General features: G+C 59.9%; 17 protein-coding genes. 8 read left to right on the forward strand and 9 right to left on the reverse strand.

The features are described 5' to 3' along the window. Positions 1 to 134: 134 nt before the first annotated feature. Positions 135 to 692, reverse strand: coding sequence for a hypothetical protein (locus ASC76_RS17990; RefSeq protein ID WP_157615792.1), 558 nt, complete (start codon positions 690 to 692; stop codon positions 135 to 137). 355 nt (positions 693 to 1,047) lie between these two features. Here ASC76_RS17990 and ASC76_RS17995 point away from each other — a divergent pair, with 355 nt between their 5' ends. After that, positions 1,048 to 1,419, forward strand: coding sequence for a hypothetical protein (locus ASC76_RS17995; RefSeq protein ID WP_157615794.1), 372 nt, complete (start codon positions 1,048 to 1,050; stop codon positions 1,417 to 1,419). A 281-nt stretch (positions 1,420 to 1,700) separates the two neighbouring features. On the opposite strand, the gene ASC76_RS18000 is transcribed toward ASC76_RS17995, so the two are convergent. Then, positions 1,701 to 2,909, reverse strand: coding sequence for an MFS transporter (locus ASC76_RS18000; RefSeq protein WP_056471065.1), 1,209 nt, complete (start codon positions 2,907 to 2,909; stop codon positions 1,701 to 1,703). A 27-nt stretch (positions 2,910 to 2,936) separates the two neighbouring features. Further along, positions 2,937 to 3,356, reverse strand: coding sequence for a response regulator (locus tag ASC76_RS24820; RefSeq protein WP_082549261.1), 420 nt, complete (start codon positions 3,354 to 3,356; stop codon positions 2,937 to 2,939). Positions 3,357 to 3,495: 139 nt separating this feature from the next. Between ASC76_RS24820 and ASC76_RS25470 the strand changes: the two genes are divergently transcribed. The 5 genes from ASC76_RS25470 to ASC76_RS18020 all read left to right on the forward strand — a co-directional run bounded on the left by ASC76_RS25470 (position 3,496) and on the right by ASC76_RS18020 (position 7,833). Next, complete coding sequence (locus tag ASC76_RS25470) at positions 3,496 to 3,861, forward strand: hypothetical protein (RefSeq protein WP_157615796.1); 366 nt, start codon at positions 3,496 to 3,498, stop codon at positions 3,859 to 3,861. Positions 3,862 to 5,106: 1,245 nt separating this feature from the next. Further along, on the forward strand, positions 5,107 to 5,502 hold the full coding sequence (locus ASC76_RS18015; RefSeq protein ID WP_056469470.1) for a SirB2 family protein: 396 nt from the start codon (positions 5,107 to 5,109) through the stop codon (positions 5,500 to 5,502). Between the two features lie 131 nt (positions 5,503 to 5,633). After that, positions 5,634 to 5,810 carry a DUF3606 domain-containing protein gene (locus ASC76_RS26655; protein WP_162247140.1) on the forward strand — a complete coding sequence of 59 codons (177 nt, stop codon included), beginning with the start codon at positions 5,634 to 5,636 and terminating at the stop codon, positions 5,808 to 5,810. A gap of 260 nt (positions 5,811 to 6,070) precedes the next feature. Further along, positions 6,071 to 7,309, forward strand: a complete 1,239-nt coding sequence (locus ASC76_RS24830; RefSeq protein WP_371262147.1) for an ATP-binding protein — start codon at positions 6,071 to 6,073, stop codon at positions 7,307 to 7,309. A 284-nt stretch (positions 7,310 to 7,593) separates the two neighbouring features. Next, positions 7,594 to 7,833: a hypothetical protein gene (locus ASC76_RS18020; RefSeq protein WP_056469472.1), complete on the forward strand. Its 240-nt coding sequence runs from the start codon at positions 7,594 to 7,596 to the stop codon at positions 7,831 to 7,833. A gap of 55 nt (positions 7,834 to 7,888) precedes the next feature. On the opposite strand, the gene ASC76_RS18025 is transcribed toward ASC76_RS18020, so the two are convergent. Together ASC76_RS18025 and ASC76_RS18030 are read right to left on the reverse strand one after the other, a co-directional pair. Continuing rightward, a complete protein-coding gene (locus tag ASC76_RS18025) occupies positions 7,889 to 9,250 on the reverse strand; it encodes an NRAMP family divalent metal transporter (RefSeq protein ID WP_371262148.1) in 1,362 nt (453 codons plus the stop codon). Further along, positions 9,186 to 11,108, reverse strand: a complete 1,923-nt coding sequence (locus ASC76_RS18030) for a PAS domain S-box protein (protein WP_082549264.1) — start codon at positions 11,106 to 11,108, stop codon at positions 9,186 to 9,188. The genes ASC76_RS18025 and ASC76_RS18030 overlap by 65 nt, the downstream gene beginning before the upstream one ends. A gap of 109 nt (positions 11,109 to 11,217) precedes the next feature. On the opposite strand from ASC76_RS18030, the gene ASC76_RS18035 reads away from it, so the two are divergent. Beyond that, the gene (locus ASC76_RS18035) at positions 11,218 to 12,345 is read left to right on the forward strand and encodes a sensor histidine kinase (RefSeq protein WP_157615798.1); all 1,128 of its coding nucleotides are present in this window, start codon (positions 11,218 to 11,220) and stop codon (positions 12,343 to 12,345) included. Between the two features lie 49 nt (positions 12,346 to 12,394). After that, positions 12,395 to 12,850: a hypothetical protein gene (locus ASC76_RS25475; protein WP_162247141.1), complete on the forward strand. Its 456-nt coding sequence runs from the start codon at positions 12,395 to 12,397 to the stop codon at positions 12,848 to 12,850. Positions 12,851 to 12,914: 64 nt separating this feature from the next. Here the strand turns inward: ASC76_RS25475 and ASC76_RS18045 are convergent, their stop codons facing one another. From ASC76_RS18045 to ASC76_RS25480, 4 genes are all read right to left on the reverse strand, one after another. Then, entirely contained in the window at positions 12,915 to 13,124 is a 210-nt protein-coding gene (locus ASC76_RS18045) for a hypothetical protein (RefSeq protein ID WP_157615801.1), read from the reverse strand. A gap of 19 nt (positions 13,125 to 13,143) precedes the next feature. Further along, a complete protein-coding gene (locus tag ASC76_RS18050) occupies positions 13,144 to 14,010 on the reverse strand; it encodes a Ku protein (RefSeq protein WP_056469486.1) in 867 nt (288 codons plus the stop codon). 26 nt (positions 14,011 to 14,036) lie between these two features. Next, positions 14,037 to 14,561 (reverse strand): diguanylate cyclase domain-containing protein, encoded by a 525-nt coding sequence (locus tag ASC76_RS26660; protein ID WP_056469489.1) that lies wholly within the window; start codon positions 14,559 to 14,561, stop codon positions 14,037 to 14,039. Positions 14,562 to 14,692: 131 nt separating this feature from the next. Then, entirely contained in the window at positions 14,693 to 15,229 is a 537-nt protein-coding gene (locus tag ASC76_RS25480; protein WP_157615803.1) for a hypothetical protein, read from the reverse strand. Between the last annotated feature and the right edge of the window lies 1 nt (position 15,230).

A 15,230-nucleotide genomic window follows, 5' to 3' on the forward strand; every position in this document is an offset into this window, starting at 1 on the left:
CAGACTGACGTTGTCGCCTGCGTCAGTCGACGCGCTGTAGGTTGCCGGTCTCGGCCAGGTGGTCGATGAGGGCGGTATACGCGAGCGGTGCGGCTAAAAAAGTCGCAGCATACGTACCGCGGCCCGGCTTGTCGCTAGTCCAAGAGGTAGTACTCGCCCTCTGTAAGGGCACCTCGGGAAGCAGTTTTCAAATCTGTCGTCGACGTCGCACGCAGCACGCCACGAATGCCCTTGAACTTGCCAGTTCCTCCAGTGATGACGGACGTCTGAGTAACTCTGATGGTTGGTTTGCCGTCATCGCCGGGAGCCGCGTGCAGCATGATGTTCGCCTCCATAAAAATCTTATCGCCGTTCTCCAGCGTGCTCACAATGTACCCTGCGGTCACCCCGCTGCCGTTGCGCAGGTCCGAGTGCAGGACGGTGTTTGCTTCCTTCACGCGCACGCCGGCGTAAGAGGGAGCAGGGCCGGGGTTGGGGTAGACGGTTTGCAGGGACGAGACTCGCACGATGTGCCCCGGCATATCGCCGACCTCAATGTTGTGCGTCTCCTTGTAGACGCTCGAAATGTCGGGCGGATTCTGGAAGCTGTACTTGAACTTTTCTTGCGCCACCGCGGCGGGAGCAATGGTCACAACGAGGACACTGACAATCGCATTGAGCGCGGAACATAGGAGACGTGTGGAACGTTGCATGGTGTGCTCTCCTTTGTAGTACGTTCGCTATTAACGCGCCGAGAGGACGGCTTCGGAGTCAATAACATCACTACGACATGGCGCGAAGGGCATCTTCCGCCTGGATTTCCATGAAAAGCAACCGCTGCAATACGAGTGACAGGCGTCTCTCCCTAGAACTATGAGTTCTTCGCAGGAAAAGCCCGGCGCTCGCGATTACGCAACCTTGGTCGAACTGCTGGAGTTACACGCTTCCGGGCAGCGAACAGGGATGGCTGGCCGGCAAAGCCCAAGCGATTTGTAGATAGGCCGCGCGGTGCTCCAGGCCATTTCTAGCGCTCGTGCGCCTCTGAAAACGCCGGCGTACGCTGACGGCATGTCCCTGTCGAAGAACTCATCGTCTTCGCTGAAAAAGGTCGGTCCGATGCCGCTGCGGGAAAGCGCGTACCGCTATCTTTTCTACGGCTGGCTCTTCCGCGATGCCGACACTGGCACTGAGCTGGAACGCGCTAGCGCGTTGCGTCACAACCGACACCAGGCCAGGTGGCTGCCCGTCTACCTTCTGCGCTGGAGCGTTATTGGCGGTGTCTTTGTTGGGATGGAGACGCATGCACGCCCGCTGAATTCAGTCCCCGTTTTGTCCGCGGCATTGGCTGTTGGCCTCATCTTTGTAGTCATGTACCTAATATTGACGACTATCTTTTGGGCGTTTTTACGCGGTTCGCGAGGTCAAGCGAGCAACGACTGAGGACCGAGGCCGCGGTCTACCTTAACGACTGTTGAAGGCTGCGTCCTCCGGCGCGCTGGTGAACCGGGATAAGCGCCCTGGTGAAGCGGGCGCGCGCAGCCGCGTGGGGCAACCCGCTCGCTGGCGGCTTTCAACTGCCTGACCAGCGGTCCAGCTCGTCCGCCTTGGCAACCAGCCACCATCAGGTCGATGTCGCGCACCCCCTGGCGTGAAACATCCCTCACGTTTCATCTAGCGAGAACCTGCCTGCTTGACCCGGCGCAATCAACGCCAACTGTAGGTCAGCTTCCCGAGGGCGCCGAGTTCTGATTGGCAAGCCCGATGAGCAGCGCGAGTCCAAGTCCTCCGAGGACTGCGCCTGTGTAGAAGGTTGAGGCCGCGCCGAAACGGTCCCACATGCCACCAGCGAGCACGCTGGCCACCAGCATGGCCAGGCCGCTGACCAGGTTGAACACTCCGTAAGCCGTACCCCTCAGGTCCGCGGGTGCGGTGTCCGCGACCATTGTCGCCAGCAGCCCTTGAGTTATGCCCATATGCACGCCCCACAGGGCGACGCCACCGAACAAGGCGTACCAACTCGTGCTGCTGGCGAGGGTGAGGTCGGCGGCAACCAGAACGGCCATGCCGGCGCCCAGGAGCATGCGGTGACTCATCGCATCTGACAGGGCACCGAACGGATAGGCCGATGCGGCGTAGATGAGATTCATAGCCACCATGACCAGCGGCACCAGCGCCATCGGCACCCCGGCTTGCTGCGCTCGGAGCACGAGAAAGGCTTCACTGAAGCGCGCCAACGTGAAGACCGCGCCCAATGCGACGACCCACCAATACGTCGTCGGGAGTCGCGCAATGTTCTGCCGTTGGATGGGGTTGATTCGCCTCTCCGACTCGCTACGCGGTGGCTCGCGAAGCCCGACCGCCAGTAGCGCGACGCCCATGCACGCTGGCACCGTCGCAACCCAGAAGACTGCCCGGAAGTCGTTGGCCCATGCAAACATCAGAACCACCGCAATGAGCGGTCCCGTGAACGCGCCAACCGTGTCCAGCGACTGACGCAAGCCGAATGCCGCCCCTCTCACATGCGCGGGCGTGATGTCCGCCACCAGCGCGTCGCGTGGTGCCCCGCGAATCCCTTTGCCCACTCTGTCCAACAGGCGAGCGGAGACGATGAGACCGAGGCCACTTGAGAGCGCGAAGAGCGGTTTGCTGACAGCGCCCAGCGCATAGCCCAAGACGGCCAGCCCCTTGCGCTTACCAATGTAGTCGCTGAGCACACCTGAGAACACCTTGACGACAAGTGCCGTCGACTCCGCCAGTCCTTCGATGAGACCAACAGCCAGCACGCTGGTGCCGAGCGTCGAGACCATGAACATTGGCAGCAGGCTGTGAATCATCTCGGATGAGATGTCCATCAACATGCTGACAAATCCAAGAATCCACACTCCGGCTGGAATCTGTCGGAGGGAGCGGGACGAGGTTGGCGAGAACATGCCGCAGATTGTCATCGCGCTCGAGCTTCACCTGCCGCGTCCCTGACCTGACCTAACTGCGAGTGACTTGCCAGCGAACTCCGAGCAGTATCGAACCAAGTCGTCGATTTCCGTCGATTTGTCGAATACGGCCCGCGCGCCCAGCTGGTCGCACCATCGACGAACTTCGGCCGTTGCCGCATTGCTCAGAACAACGAAGTGGACGTCAGGCCGAAGCTTGACTGCCTTCTGAAGAACCATGAGGCCGTTGCCTCGCTTCAAGAAGATGTCCACGACTGCAACATCGCAGTGGTTCCCATCGCGGACCAACCAGTCCAGCGCTTCGGTTTCATCCTCGGCTACATCGACGACGATGACGGGCGCCAACTCTTCCAGAAGTTCGGTCACCTGCGACCGGAGTAGTGGGCTGTCTTCAACCAAGAACGCACTTAACTTTCTAGCGGTCATGTAGTCAGGAGCAACGCCGCATTGACGAGAGATGTCGTCTCAGCGCAATTAAATTGTGCCCCCTGATGGTGCCAAAGCGCCCGAAATCGGGTGTTGTTCCGAATTGGAACGCGGCGCCGTCTGATACGCTTACGGGACGATGCAGAGCCCTATTTCCCGACTTGAGCGTGATTCGCCACCTTCAACGTCCGACATCGAGGCCGAGCGGAAGGAAGCCGTCGCTGAAGCGATTTCTACTGACCTCGCTCCGGCCAGCGCCATAGCGGTCCTCGCCAAGGCTGAGACGCCGCCAGACGCGCTGGATGCGGCCTTGAAGCCTGTTGCAGCAGGAGTGACGGGAGCCGATGACGATACCAAGGTCAGGGTTCAGCTGATGTTCCCGGACGGCTCGTTGCTGCCTGTTGAACTGGACCGAGACGCTGGAGAAGCGCTGGCAGCCGGGCTGACAGAGGCCCTGAGTGAACTGCCGCAGCGGTCCGGGGAAACGAGCGGCGAAGCCCAATAGAGCCTGGCGTTAAAGGGGCGCGCTCGAGCGCCCGAGTCCCCTGCTTAATGGGTCGACTCCAAACACGAATCTCTGGTCGGCCACGAAGGTCAGATGACCGGCGCACTTGTACTTCTTCATCGCGTCGATTACCGGCTGACGATAGGCCGCTGGCCCCGACAAAATCTTCACGGATTCGACCTCACCGTCGACGAAGTGCGCCCGCGCTTTCACGATTGCGGTCTTCCCTGGGCGCGTCAAATCCGGATTCAGGTCCGGTGAGACCATTTCGCAATCTTTACCCTTGAAGCCAGGCGCAGCGTGGGTTATCCCGCGCGAGTTCGAAGGCGCCACGCTCCCGCACCCAACTGTTGCGAGCGAGGTCGCAAAAACGAGAGCCGCCAGGGCCAAACGCCCACCAAGACGCCCCTCGAGTTCAGGCCACTCTTGACATCGACCGAGGGTCGACTGTTCACGAGTCAACATCTGAACCTCCGGACAATGTGCGGCCAGGGGACGCTCAATCGTGCTCGGGGTTGGAGGGCCACGTGAGTTCGCCTCGGATAACTGACTCCACTGCAGAGAATGGTTCGCCTGCGCCAAACCTCTCGAACGCAAGGGTCGCCGCAGCCTTGGCTCGGGTGGAATCACAGCGGGTCTGGAACTTGAACAGACTGGCAAAGCATGTGCACCAGACCAGCTGACGCTGGCTTGCAATCCCGACGTTCACGACCGAGTTCATGGGAATATTTTACCAATTGACGCCTGGGTTGAACGCGAGATTGCGGCTTAAGGAAGCGTCAGCTAGTTCCTACATGATGAGAGTACGAGGTGACTGTTACACCACCGTGAGTACATCGTTTGAGACTGGTCAGCATCTCATCGAATAGCCCTCTTCTCCCGCACGCGATTGGCACGTCACGGACGTAAAAGAAGACTTGGTCAAGCTCCAGGTCTAGGTGAGGTGACTCATGGCAGAAAAAACTGATGACCGCAGAAGGTGGTGCTCGACATTCGCCGCCCTCCTGGTAGACGAGGCGAAAGTCTCGATGTCGGACGCACTTTTCCTGGCGGAGCAGGCTCGCGTGTGCCGTCCAGGCTTGCCGCCATCGTATGCACTGCGACTTGTGATGACGAATCCTCGTTCAGGGCTGATGCGAGTCGCCGCTGGGCGCCGGTGGGCGGCTTCCGCGTGCGCGGTGGAATCCGGAGAGGACGACACCGTCGCCGGTTGGTGAAAGGCGGCCCAAACCGGCACCGAATCAAATGGACTACTCAACCATCAAGTTGATTCATCAGTCTGCGGTCGCTCTGTCTTTGCCGGGCTTCTTTGCGAGAGGAACCGCATCCTTCGCGGGGGCCGCGTGGTTGCAACATCGAATGGCGAAAACCCTTCCGCAAGTTGTCGACACGGTCTTGCTTGTAGCCGCAGTCACTCTCGCTTGGCTGGCTCGTCTGAACCCCGCAGAGGTTCCTTGGCTCCTCGCCAAGCTCATTGGCTTGGTCATGTACATCGCTCTCGGCGTGGTCGCGTTGAAGCCGACCTATGGCCCTGCCACCCGTGCCCTGGCGTTCGCAGGTGCGCTCGCGACAGCCGCGTGGATTGTCTCCGTCGCTATCACGAAGACTCCGCGGGGCCTATTTCCCCTAATGACTGGTTGAGCGCCTGTGTCCGGCATCAGCCGGCGATGAGCGACGTCGGACTCGGCTTTCAACGACTCGGGTGGCTCTCCCTCGCGAATTGGCAGCTGACTGCTCCACGATGCTCAAACGATATACCTAGGAGAGTCGTGATGACACAGTCGGAAGAGCGCACAAGCGAACGCGAACGGATAGACGTGGACATACCTGGCGACGTGGAGAAATGGTCGGAAGCATTTGGTGTCTCCATTCCTCAGCTGATTTCGGCCATTGCCGCAGTAGGAGACCGGCCGACCCGAGTGCAGTCATATTTGCAGGCTCTGGCGTAGAAAACAGTTAGAAGGTGGCCAGGCACGCCCGGGGAATGAGGGCTCAATAGGTGGGGTGCAACACCCCTTCCTGTTTGATTGCGTGGTTACTTATGAGGCCGCGCATGACTTGGGTTTGGCGCATGTTCAGAGGAGAACTGCTCGCCAAGGGTAAACCCGCAAAAGTGCGCTTCTAAGCTCGTGATGCGCTCACAAATCTGCTGGCGAGCAGTGATGCCGTCGGTTAGAGTTTCTTGACCGATTGCGCTAGTGAGGACCAGGTGTGCAAGACCGAGGTAGACATCGCTCTTGACGTAGCGGCCATAGGCCGCATCGCCTGCATACCCGAGCTGCTGAGGGTCGCGTGCAGGACCACGAACATGGGCTTCGCCGGAGTGGCTCGTGTCACGGGAGAGTCCTGGACTGCTTGCGCAGTCGAGGACAACATTGACCTGGGCTTGCGACCCGGTGGACAGCTCGACATTCACACTACTTTGTGCCTCGAAGCGCGCAACCTTCGCGCACCGGTTGTCATTGACCACGCGAGCGTCGACCCGGTCTACGCGACCCACCACACGCCACGCATCTATGGCATCGAGAGCTACATATCGGTGCCCATTGTTCTGGCAGACGACAGTTACTTCGGCAACCTCTTTGCGATTGACCGGTTTCCTGCCCGACCTTCGCGACCCGAAATCGTTTCCATGTTCAAGCTATTTGCCAGCTTAATAGCAATGCATTTGAACGAAGAACGAGCTCGACATGCCCACGCTCAGGCGCTGCTCGATGAAATGGCGACGGGAGAGATGCGCGAGCATTTCATCGCCATGCTGGGTCACGATTTGCGAACGCCGCTCTCGGCCGTTTCTTCAACGGCGCACTTGTTGCGCCGCACGAGCAGCGACCCACAGGTGGTCGAGCTAGCAGAGCGGATTCAATCAAGCTCAACCCGAATGGCCACCCTCATTGACAACGTCCTCGACCTGGCCAAAGGCAAGCTCGGTGGCGGGATAGCGATTCACGCCGCGAATGTCGAAGACCTGGGACAGGCTATTCGTGACGTCGTGTCGGAAGTTCAATGTGCTCACCCTTCGCGGCACATTGAAGCCTCTATAAATATCGACGTTGGCGTTCGGTGCGACCGTAGTCGTATACAGCAACTCGTCTCGAATTTGCTGTCAAACGCAGTGGCCTACGGCGCCAGCGATGCACCAGTGGTACTTTCAGCAGAAGCCGTCGGCGACGAGGTGACCATCACGGTGAGAAACACAGGCGAGCCAATTTCAGTCGAAGACCAAGCAAAGGTCTTTCAGCCGTTCTGGCGCGGCGGCTCAGGAAATGGCGGCGGGTTGGGGCTCGGGCTTTTCATCTGCTCGGAAATCGTCAAGGCTCACGTGGGCTCCCTTGAAGTAACTTCGTCAGCCGAGACGGGCACCATCTTCCGAGCGCGGCTTCCTGGAATTCCTGGGTCGCACGTTCCCGCTACGAACGCTTCTCGTGAGGAAGCCACAGGGTCATAGACCAGAGCCCCATTGGCGTGCAGCGGCTAAGCCGCATCCGCACGAATGCTGCCCCATAACATCGCCACTCCCTCGTCTGAATGTCGCGTCTAGGTATTGCCCTCAACGAGCAGCAAGCGCTACTTCTCCTCCTGCTTTCGTGCAGCGACTGTCCCTCCGATGGCGAGCGCGCGTATTCCCCCACGCACTTGCGTCGCGCATTGATTGCACATACGGCGGTTCTAAGAGGGCTCAGAGCTGCTCCCTCATTACCCCGACCAATTTCGGAGCAGCTAGTCGCGCCGATGGCGGACGTCACCGACTGCATTGCTTCGATGGTTTTGGAAAATCAGGCTCTGGCCGACACCCGCACCACTCTCCTACCTGCGCTGAGTGCGCTGTTCGCAGTGGAACGCACCTTACTTGGCGACGCGACGATTCAGTTGGACGCGGATACGCTCGACCACCTCGGCAATGTTGCCGAATCTGAGTTCGAAGATTCCTACGGTCACGGCGAGTTGGCGGTCGAAAGACGAAACTGGTAGCTCCCTTGGCATTCGCCTGCTTCACAGACATCGGGCCTCCGTGAGGCAGTTGCTTTCAGGACAGGGCCGCGACTGCCATTGCCACCGTAGCAACAGCCATGGCGGCCGTCGCCGCCCACCCAAGAAATCGCCACACGCTTGGCATCTTCATATTTCCCACAATCTTTTCATGGGAGGCCGCCACCATGACTGCAACCATGATGGGGACCGATATGACGGCGTTGATGACAGCCGCCCAGTAGAGGGTGCGAATTGGGTTCAAGCCTGACGCGCTTATGGCCATGCCCACGACCATCGCGCCCGCCAAAATGGCATAGAAGGACGTTGCTGCAGCTGGAGGCTGGTCCAGCCCTTTGCGCACCTTGAGCAGACTTGCTATTGCGTACGCAGCGGACCCGGACAGGACAGGCAAGGCGAGAAGCCCCGTGCCGACGACGCCGGCCGCAAAGAGCAGAAACGCAAACTTTCCAGCGACTGGTTCCAACGCCTTGGCCGCTTCTGAGGTCGTTTCGATGTGACTGACGCCGCTCACATGGAGTGTGGCCGCCGTTGCCACAATCATGAAGAAAGCGATGAGGTTGGAGAAGCCCATACCGACAACGGTATCCACGCGTAGCCGCCTCAGTTGACGTTTGGCTTGCTTCGGCGCAATCCGCAGCGGCTTGTCTGCTTCGACTCTGTTGATTTCCTCGACTTCCTGGGCAGCTTGCCAAAAGAAGAGGTAAGGGCTGATGGTCGTTCCTAATATCGCGACGACCGTCGTGGCGTAGTCCTTTTCCCAGTGCAGCTTCGGCCATACGGTGGCTCGCAGAGCAGTTTCCCAGTGCACGTGAGCTGTGAGTCCCACGCCCACATATGCGAGTAGGGAAAGCGTCAACCACTTGAGGACCGATACGTAGCGCTCGTAGGGAACAAACACCTGCAGCAGGAGAGAGACGATGCCGAACGCGCATGCGAAGACAGTTCGGTTTCCGCCGATGAGCATGTTCGCCGCGTCGCCCATCGCGTTGAGGTCGGCGCCAAGATTGATGACGTTGGCCACGACTAATAGCACCACCAGCGCCGAGACCAACCACCGCGGGCAGATGCGTGCAAAGTTTTCCGTCAGCCCCTTTCCACTGATGCGTCCAATGCGTGCGCTGGCCAGTTGAATGCCGACCATCAGGGGGTACGTGAACAGGACTGTCCACGCAACGTCAAAGCCGTATTGCGCTCCGCCTTGTGAGTACGTAGCGATGCCACTCGGGTCATCATCTGCAGCGCCGGTAATCAGGCCCGGCCCGAGCTTTTTCCACCACGGAGGGTCCGGGACGGGACCTGGTCCAGCGGCGTCTCCTTGGCTTGACGAACGGTTAGGTCTGTCCGGCATTTCGCTGATGCGCAATGGAAGCCACGTACAACGACAAGACCTCAGCATCGACTGGCTTGACGAAGTGATTGTCAATACCCGCGGTAGCGCTTTGCTGCAAGTCGCTCTCCTGTCCGTAGCCCGACAGCGCCACGATACGTACGTCTGCGCCTCCAGGCATCTGCCGCATTTGCCGCGCGACGTCGTGGCCGGTCATCATCGGAAGTCCGATGTCGAGGATGACCAAATCCGGGAAGCCCCCGCGAACTTTCTCCAGCGCAGCTGGCCCGTCATGCGCAATGCTCACTTCGTGGCCATCCAATTCGAGGATGTTTGCGACCACCTGTGCGGCATCGACGTTGTCATCGACCACTAGGACGCGCACGGAAGCGGAGCCGGGCGCGCCTGTGGTTGATACGTTCTCTCCGTTGCTCTGTACTATCGGCAACGTCACGGTCACGGTGGTCCCATGGCCTGTCCCCGCGCTGGCCGCTGCCACGGTGCCTCCATGAAGTTCGACGATGCTCTTCACGAGCGTCAGGCCTATGCCAAGCCCGCCATCAGTGCGGGCCAACGCCCGCTCGCCTTGTACCAATGGGTCGAAGGCACGCCGCAAAAGTTCATCGCCCATGCCGATGCCGTTATCGGTGACCTTAACCGTCGCAAGCCCGTCTCCATCCCGTGCCGAGACGACGACTTCTCCCCCGTCCAGGGTGTACTTGGACGCGTTCGTCAGCAGGCTCACAAACACCTGAGTCAGCCGCGCGCCGTCTCCCAGGACAATCAGTGGTTCGTCAGTGAAACTTGCGGATACCCGGTGATGACGTGATTGGGCGAGCTGACGTGTGGAGGAAATCGAAGCGTTCACGACTTCCACAATGTTCACCTGTTGGCGAGCAATGTGAATACTTCCGCCGGTAATTCGGCTCACGTCCAGGAGGTCATCGACAATGCGCGTCAGGTTCGTCAGTTGCCGGTCAATGATGTCGGTAGACCGCTTAAGTGTCGGCTCGCTACTCACGCGCTGTAAGAGGGTGACAGCATTTCGAATTGGCGCCAGTGGGTTGCGTAATTCGTGCGAAAGCATGGCGATGAACTCGTGGACGCGCTTGCTCTCCGCCTCAAGCGAAACGACACGGTCGTGGTGCGTCAAATCGCGTACAACGAGTACAAAGCCCGTGAGCGCACCCTCTCGGTTGGTTAGCGAGGCGGTAGTCACTTCTGCCGGAAAGGCGCCGGACGCGCCCTTGCGCCGTTGACCGTCGGCGTGGTGGACGCGCGCTGCGGCCGCAGATGCCAGCTCGTTGCGCGGTACGCCTCGCGCAACGTCTGAATCCGTGTACAGGTTACCGACGTGCTTGCCGACGACATCATTCGCGCTCAACTCGAAAACTCGGTCGCATCCGGCGTTCCAGGTGCGCACAAGCCCACCGGCATCGAGCAGGAACATCGCATGGTCACGCACACTCTCTACAAGAAGCCGCTGATTGCGCTCGCTCTCTTCCAGCAGGCGTTCAGACTCGCGGCGTTCTGTTAGGTCGCGTGTCACCTTGGAGAAGCCAATCAGCTCACCATGGTCATCCAGAATGGGAGAGATAACCACGTTGGCCCAAAAGGTGCTGCCGTCCTTCCGTACACGAAAGCCTTCGTCCTCGAAGCGACCGTCCAACGTCGCACGCCTTAACTCTTCGGCTGGCCAACCTCTTGCGACTGCTCCCGCGGGATAGAACATGGAGAAATGACGGCCGATGGCTTCATCAGCTGTGTACCCCTTGATTCGCTCGGCCCCGGAGTTCCACGTAGCTATCGTGCCCTCAGGCGTCAACGCAAAGATGCCGTAGTCGCGAACGGACTCAACGAGTTGTCGAAACAACTCAGTGCCCCTGCCAGCCAAGGCGTCGATTTGCTGTCGAAGCGGTTCAGGCATCACTTAAAACATTCGGTCTTGTCATTTACTCTACGCACGTGACGCGACTTGTATGTAGGATAAAGCCCACAAAATCTCGCAACGGCGAGTAGCCCGGTTGGAGGACGCGTTGAACCTAGATACCTTCATTCTTTCGAGCATGGAAGAAATTCTGTGCGCGTGGGAAGCCTATGCCCGGACCTTGTTGCCGTTGAACGGAACGGACCGGCTTGAGCTCCGTGACCACGCGGAGGAAATCTTGAGAGCCGCCGTTGATGACATGCGGTTGGACCAGTCGCGCGAGGCGCAGTCGACGAAGTCGCTTGGCCAAGGTACCCGAATCTCGACCGAACGAACCGCGGCCGAGGTTCACGCTCTGCTAAGGGCCCGAAGCGGTTTCACGGTCGTGCAGCTGGTGGCAGAATACCGAGCGCTTCGCGCCAGCGTTCTTACGAAGTTTGCCGACGCGGGGTCGGCCGGACCCGAAACGCTCGTCGAGGTCGGTAGGTTCAACGAAGCGATAGACCAAGCCATTGCTGAATCCGTTTCTTACTTTGCGGCGGAAACCGAACGGTGGCGCAATATCTTCCTCGGGGTGCTCGGTCACGACCTTCGTGGCCCACTGAACGCAATTCTGATGTCTGCCTCGCTCATCAGCAGGATTACTCGCGACGAGCCGGTCCTGAAGACGAACCAGAGTGTGGTCAGGAGCGGCGAACGGATGCGCGAACTGCTGGACGACCTCCTCAACTACAGCAAGACATCGCTGGGCGTGGGAATCGAGGTTCATCCGCAGGAGGTTGATGTGGCGTCTGCGTGCAAGGAGGAGCTCTCGCAGCTTTCAAGGGCGCTGCCTGCCTGCGAAATCGCCTATGAAGGGCCGGAGCAACTGCTGGCCACCGTGGACGCCTCCCGTATCAGGCAGGTAGTAAGCAATCTGGTCATCAACGCGTCAAAATATGGCGATGTATCCAAGCCTGTCACGTTGCGGCTGGCTTCCGACGGTGCTGCAACTACCATTTCGGTCGAGAATTTTGGCGCGCGCATCTCGACTGCAACCAGCTCCAAAATGTTCAATCTTGCTCAGCGCGGCGACGACTCTGCGTTGGAGCTGTCTCGCACGAGCTTGGGGCTCGGGCTGTTCATCGTGCAGGAGATTGCCAAGGGGCACGGGGGTTCCGCGACCTCCGAGTACCGCAACGGTCAGAACGTCTTCAGCGTCCGCCTTCCCGCCGCCGCGAGCGTTACGACCGATTAGCGGGGATTGGGCAGTAGACTGGGGCGCCGAAGATTTTTTTAACCCAACGATGTCGCGCCTAGCCGATTGTTTGAACGAGCAACACGCCCTGATTGCCCTTTTGCTGGGCCGGGCTGCGAACCCTTCGGCGGGAGAGCGCGCGTTCTCACCGACGCACCTACGCCGGGCCATCTACGCCCATCTTGCCGTGCTGAAAGTTGTCGCGAGCGGTTTGGAAGGGCAGTTCCCGCCTGAATCGCTTGCCCATGCCAGTTCAACAGTCACAGCTTGCCTCGCGCAATTGCTGCTGACCAAAGACGAGGACCCGGACCAGTACACCGAGCTCTCCGTTCCGCTCCGGGCACTGTTCAGCGTCGAACGGGCAATGATTGCGGCCGCGATGCTGAGTTGGGCGGAAAAGGACTTGATACACGCAGCCTTCGCAGCGGAAGAACAATTCGAAGTGCTCTACGGTCGGGGTGAACTGGCGTCCGAACGAAGCGCATCGCAAATGGGGGCTCTGTGAGCACAGAGATTCGGCGTCTCTCTGACGCCTAGAGACGCCCAAAGCAACGGCTCGTCCGCCCAGGTCAAAAGCGCTGCGGGTCTTCAGGCCGCTTTTGCGAATCTCTGTACCCGGCCTGGACCTCGTCCAGTTCCACCAACACCGCATCGACAGCGGGCATGTCCTGTACCGGCGCAGATAGCAGGTCTTGAAGGCGCCGGCGCAGTTCCGCGTACCTGGTTTGGAGCGCGCCCGGCTCAATCGCGCCCAACTCATCGTATTTCCAAAGGTCCATGTCCATCTCCGGTTCAGGGTTAGGCGTGTTTACGGGCCGCGGACTTCGCTGGAGCCTTCTTCTTGGCGGCCGGCGCGGCTTTGGCTGCCGCCTTTCCGTCTCGTTTGCCAAGGCTCTGTTTCAGGAGCGCGGTGAGGTCTACCACATTGCTGGACTCGTCCGGTCCGACATCTTCCATCGCCTCTACCTTCTCGGTGTCTCCTGACTCGACGCGCTTGGCGACCAGCGCGTGGATTGCCTTGGTGAACTTGTCGGTGTAAGCGTCGGGCTTCCACTTCTCCGTCATGTTGCCGATGAGCTCTTTCGCCATCGACAGCTCGGCCGGCTTGAGATTGCCTTTGCCAGCCGGCGGCAGCTTGATGTCGGTCCATGGGCGGATTTCCTCCTCCCAGCGCAGCGTGTTGAGCATGAGCCCGGGTCCTGACGGAATCAGCGCAGCGAGGTGCTCCTTCGTGTGCATCACCACCCGGGCCACGCCAATGACACCGGCCGCGAGCATCGCCTCGCGCAGCAACGCATAAACCTTCTCGCCCTTGGCAATCGGCTCGAGGTAGTAGGGCGACTCCAGATGGGTGAACGGGATGTCCGTCGCCTGTACAAAGGCTTCAATCTCGATGGTCTGGGTCGTCTTTGGATAGGCCGCCTTGATTTCATCTTCGCTGAGGACTACGTAATCGCCACTCTCCACCTTCACTCCCTTGACGATGTTCTCTTTCGTGATTTCCTTGCCGGTCTTCTTGTTCACGCGCTTGTAGCCCACCGGGTCCATCGTCCGCTTGTCGAGCCAGTCGAAGTCGATGCTGATTTCGGACGAGCCCGGGTACAGCGCGACCGGCACGTGCACGAGTCCGAAGCTGATGGCTCCTTTCCAGATGGCGTGAGGCATGTCGTTTCCCTTGTGTTGGAGAAGAATCAAATCCACGGCCACGACTGGAAGTGCGGCCGCTGCGTGTCGAAACCTGCGCTGCACAGCCTCCTTTGACCAGCCTGCCTCGCTTGTGACAGACGCCAGTCCGCCAAGGACATCAGTTCGGCCGGTGACCATGCCTGCAGGATTGGCGTGGACGCTGCGCCAATGCTTGTACGCACCGGACGGTCTTTGAGGTGGAGCCCTAGACCCGCATGCAACGAATCGGCAATGGGCAGGGCGGCTGTGAGGCCAGCGTGCAGCATGACGCCGAAGCGCCCCTCCGCCAGATATCCAACGGTGCCATCCCTTTGCGCAATGAGGCGGACCATCTTCGCCACAGTTACCAACGCCACCGCCGCTTCGAATCTGTCAGCTGTGACCGCACCGGTAGCAGGCGCCACTTCTAACAACACGAGGGATATTTGGTCCGGTACGCGCAGACACTCGGCCGCTGCCAGCTCGAGTGCGAGCAGAAAACTGCTACGCCTCGGCAGCAGAGTCAGAGGGTCGCATGATGCCAAGGACATCGCAAAGCCTCGCAATCATCGAGCAGGGAATTCGATGTTCGACTTGGCCGCATCCTTTGACTCCCAGCGTGCGTGAACTTTGAACGTAGGACGACAAGACATAAGGCTTCGGGCGAACATGTCTTGCGTCGCTAGGGACACGCGTCGCTATCCAAGAGCCGCTGATAGAGCTGGGCGAATCGCCATGGGTGATGACCGGTCCGGGCAAAAAGCCAGATGAGGTCATAGCGTTCATCCGGCCAGACCTGCGGGACGTCGGCTGGCCCCATTAGCGCGGTTCCTATCGCCGGGATGCCTTGGTGCCGCCAAGCCACCAGCGTCACCCCTTCCAGCTTGGCGAGGTGGGCTGCCAATGCGACCTCGTCGCCAGGCGCGAAGCGACGTTCGATGGGAGTGTCGATACGCCGCGAAAGCGGCGTCAACGTGCTGATGGCACGTCGGCTCAGGTAGTCGCCCGCAGGCGTCGCAGCAACAAGCCAATCCGGCCGCGTCAGTGCGGGGTGACGACCAGAATTCTCGCGAAAGAGTTGCGTCAGCGCGCCCGCACGCTGCCAACCTCGCACGCTCAGTTCATTCGGGTCTTCAGTACCCGACTCCTGCACGCCTATTGCGCCGCCCGGACCTGGCTTTTCTGCGTGACGAATGACGAGGACCGTCTGAGTTGCCATG

This window comes from Rhizobacter sp. Root404 (genome assembly GCF_001425865.1).
In the GTDB taxonomy this organism is placed as follows: Bacteria; Pseudomonadota; Gammaproteobacteria; order Burkholderiales; family Burkholderiaceae_C; genus LMDS01.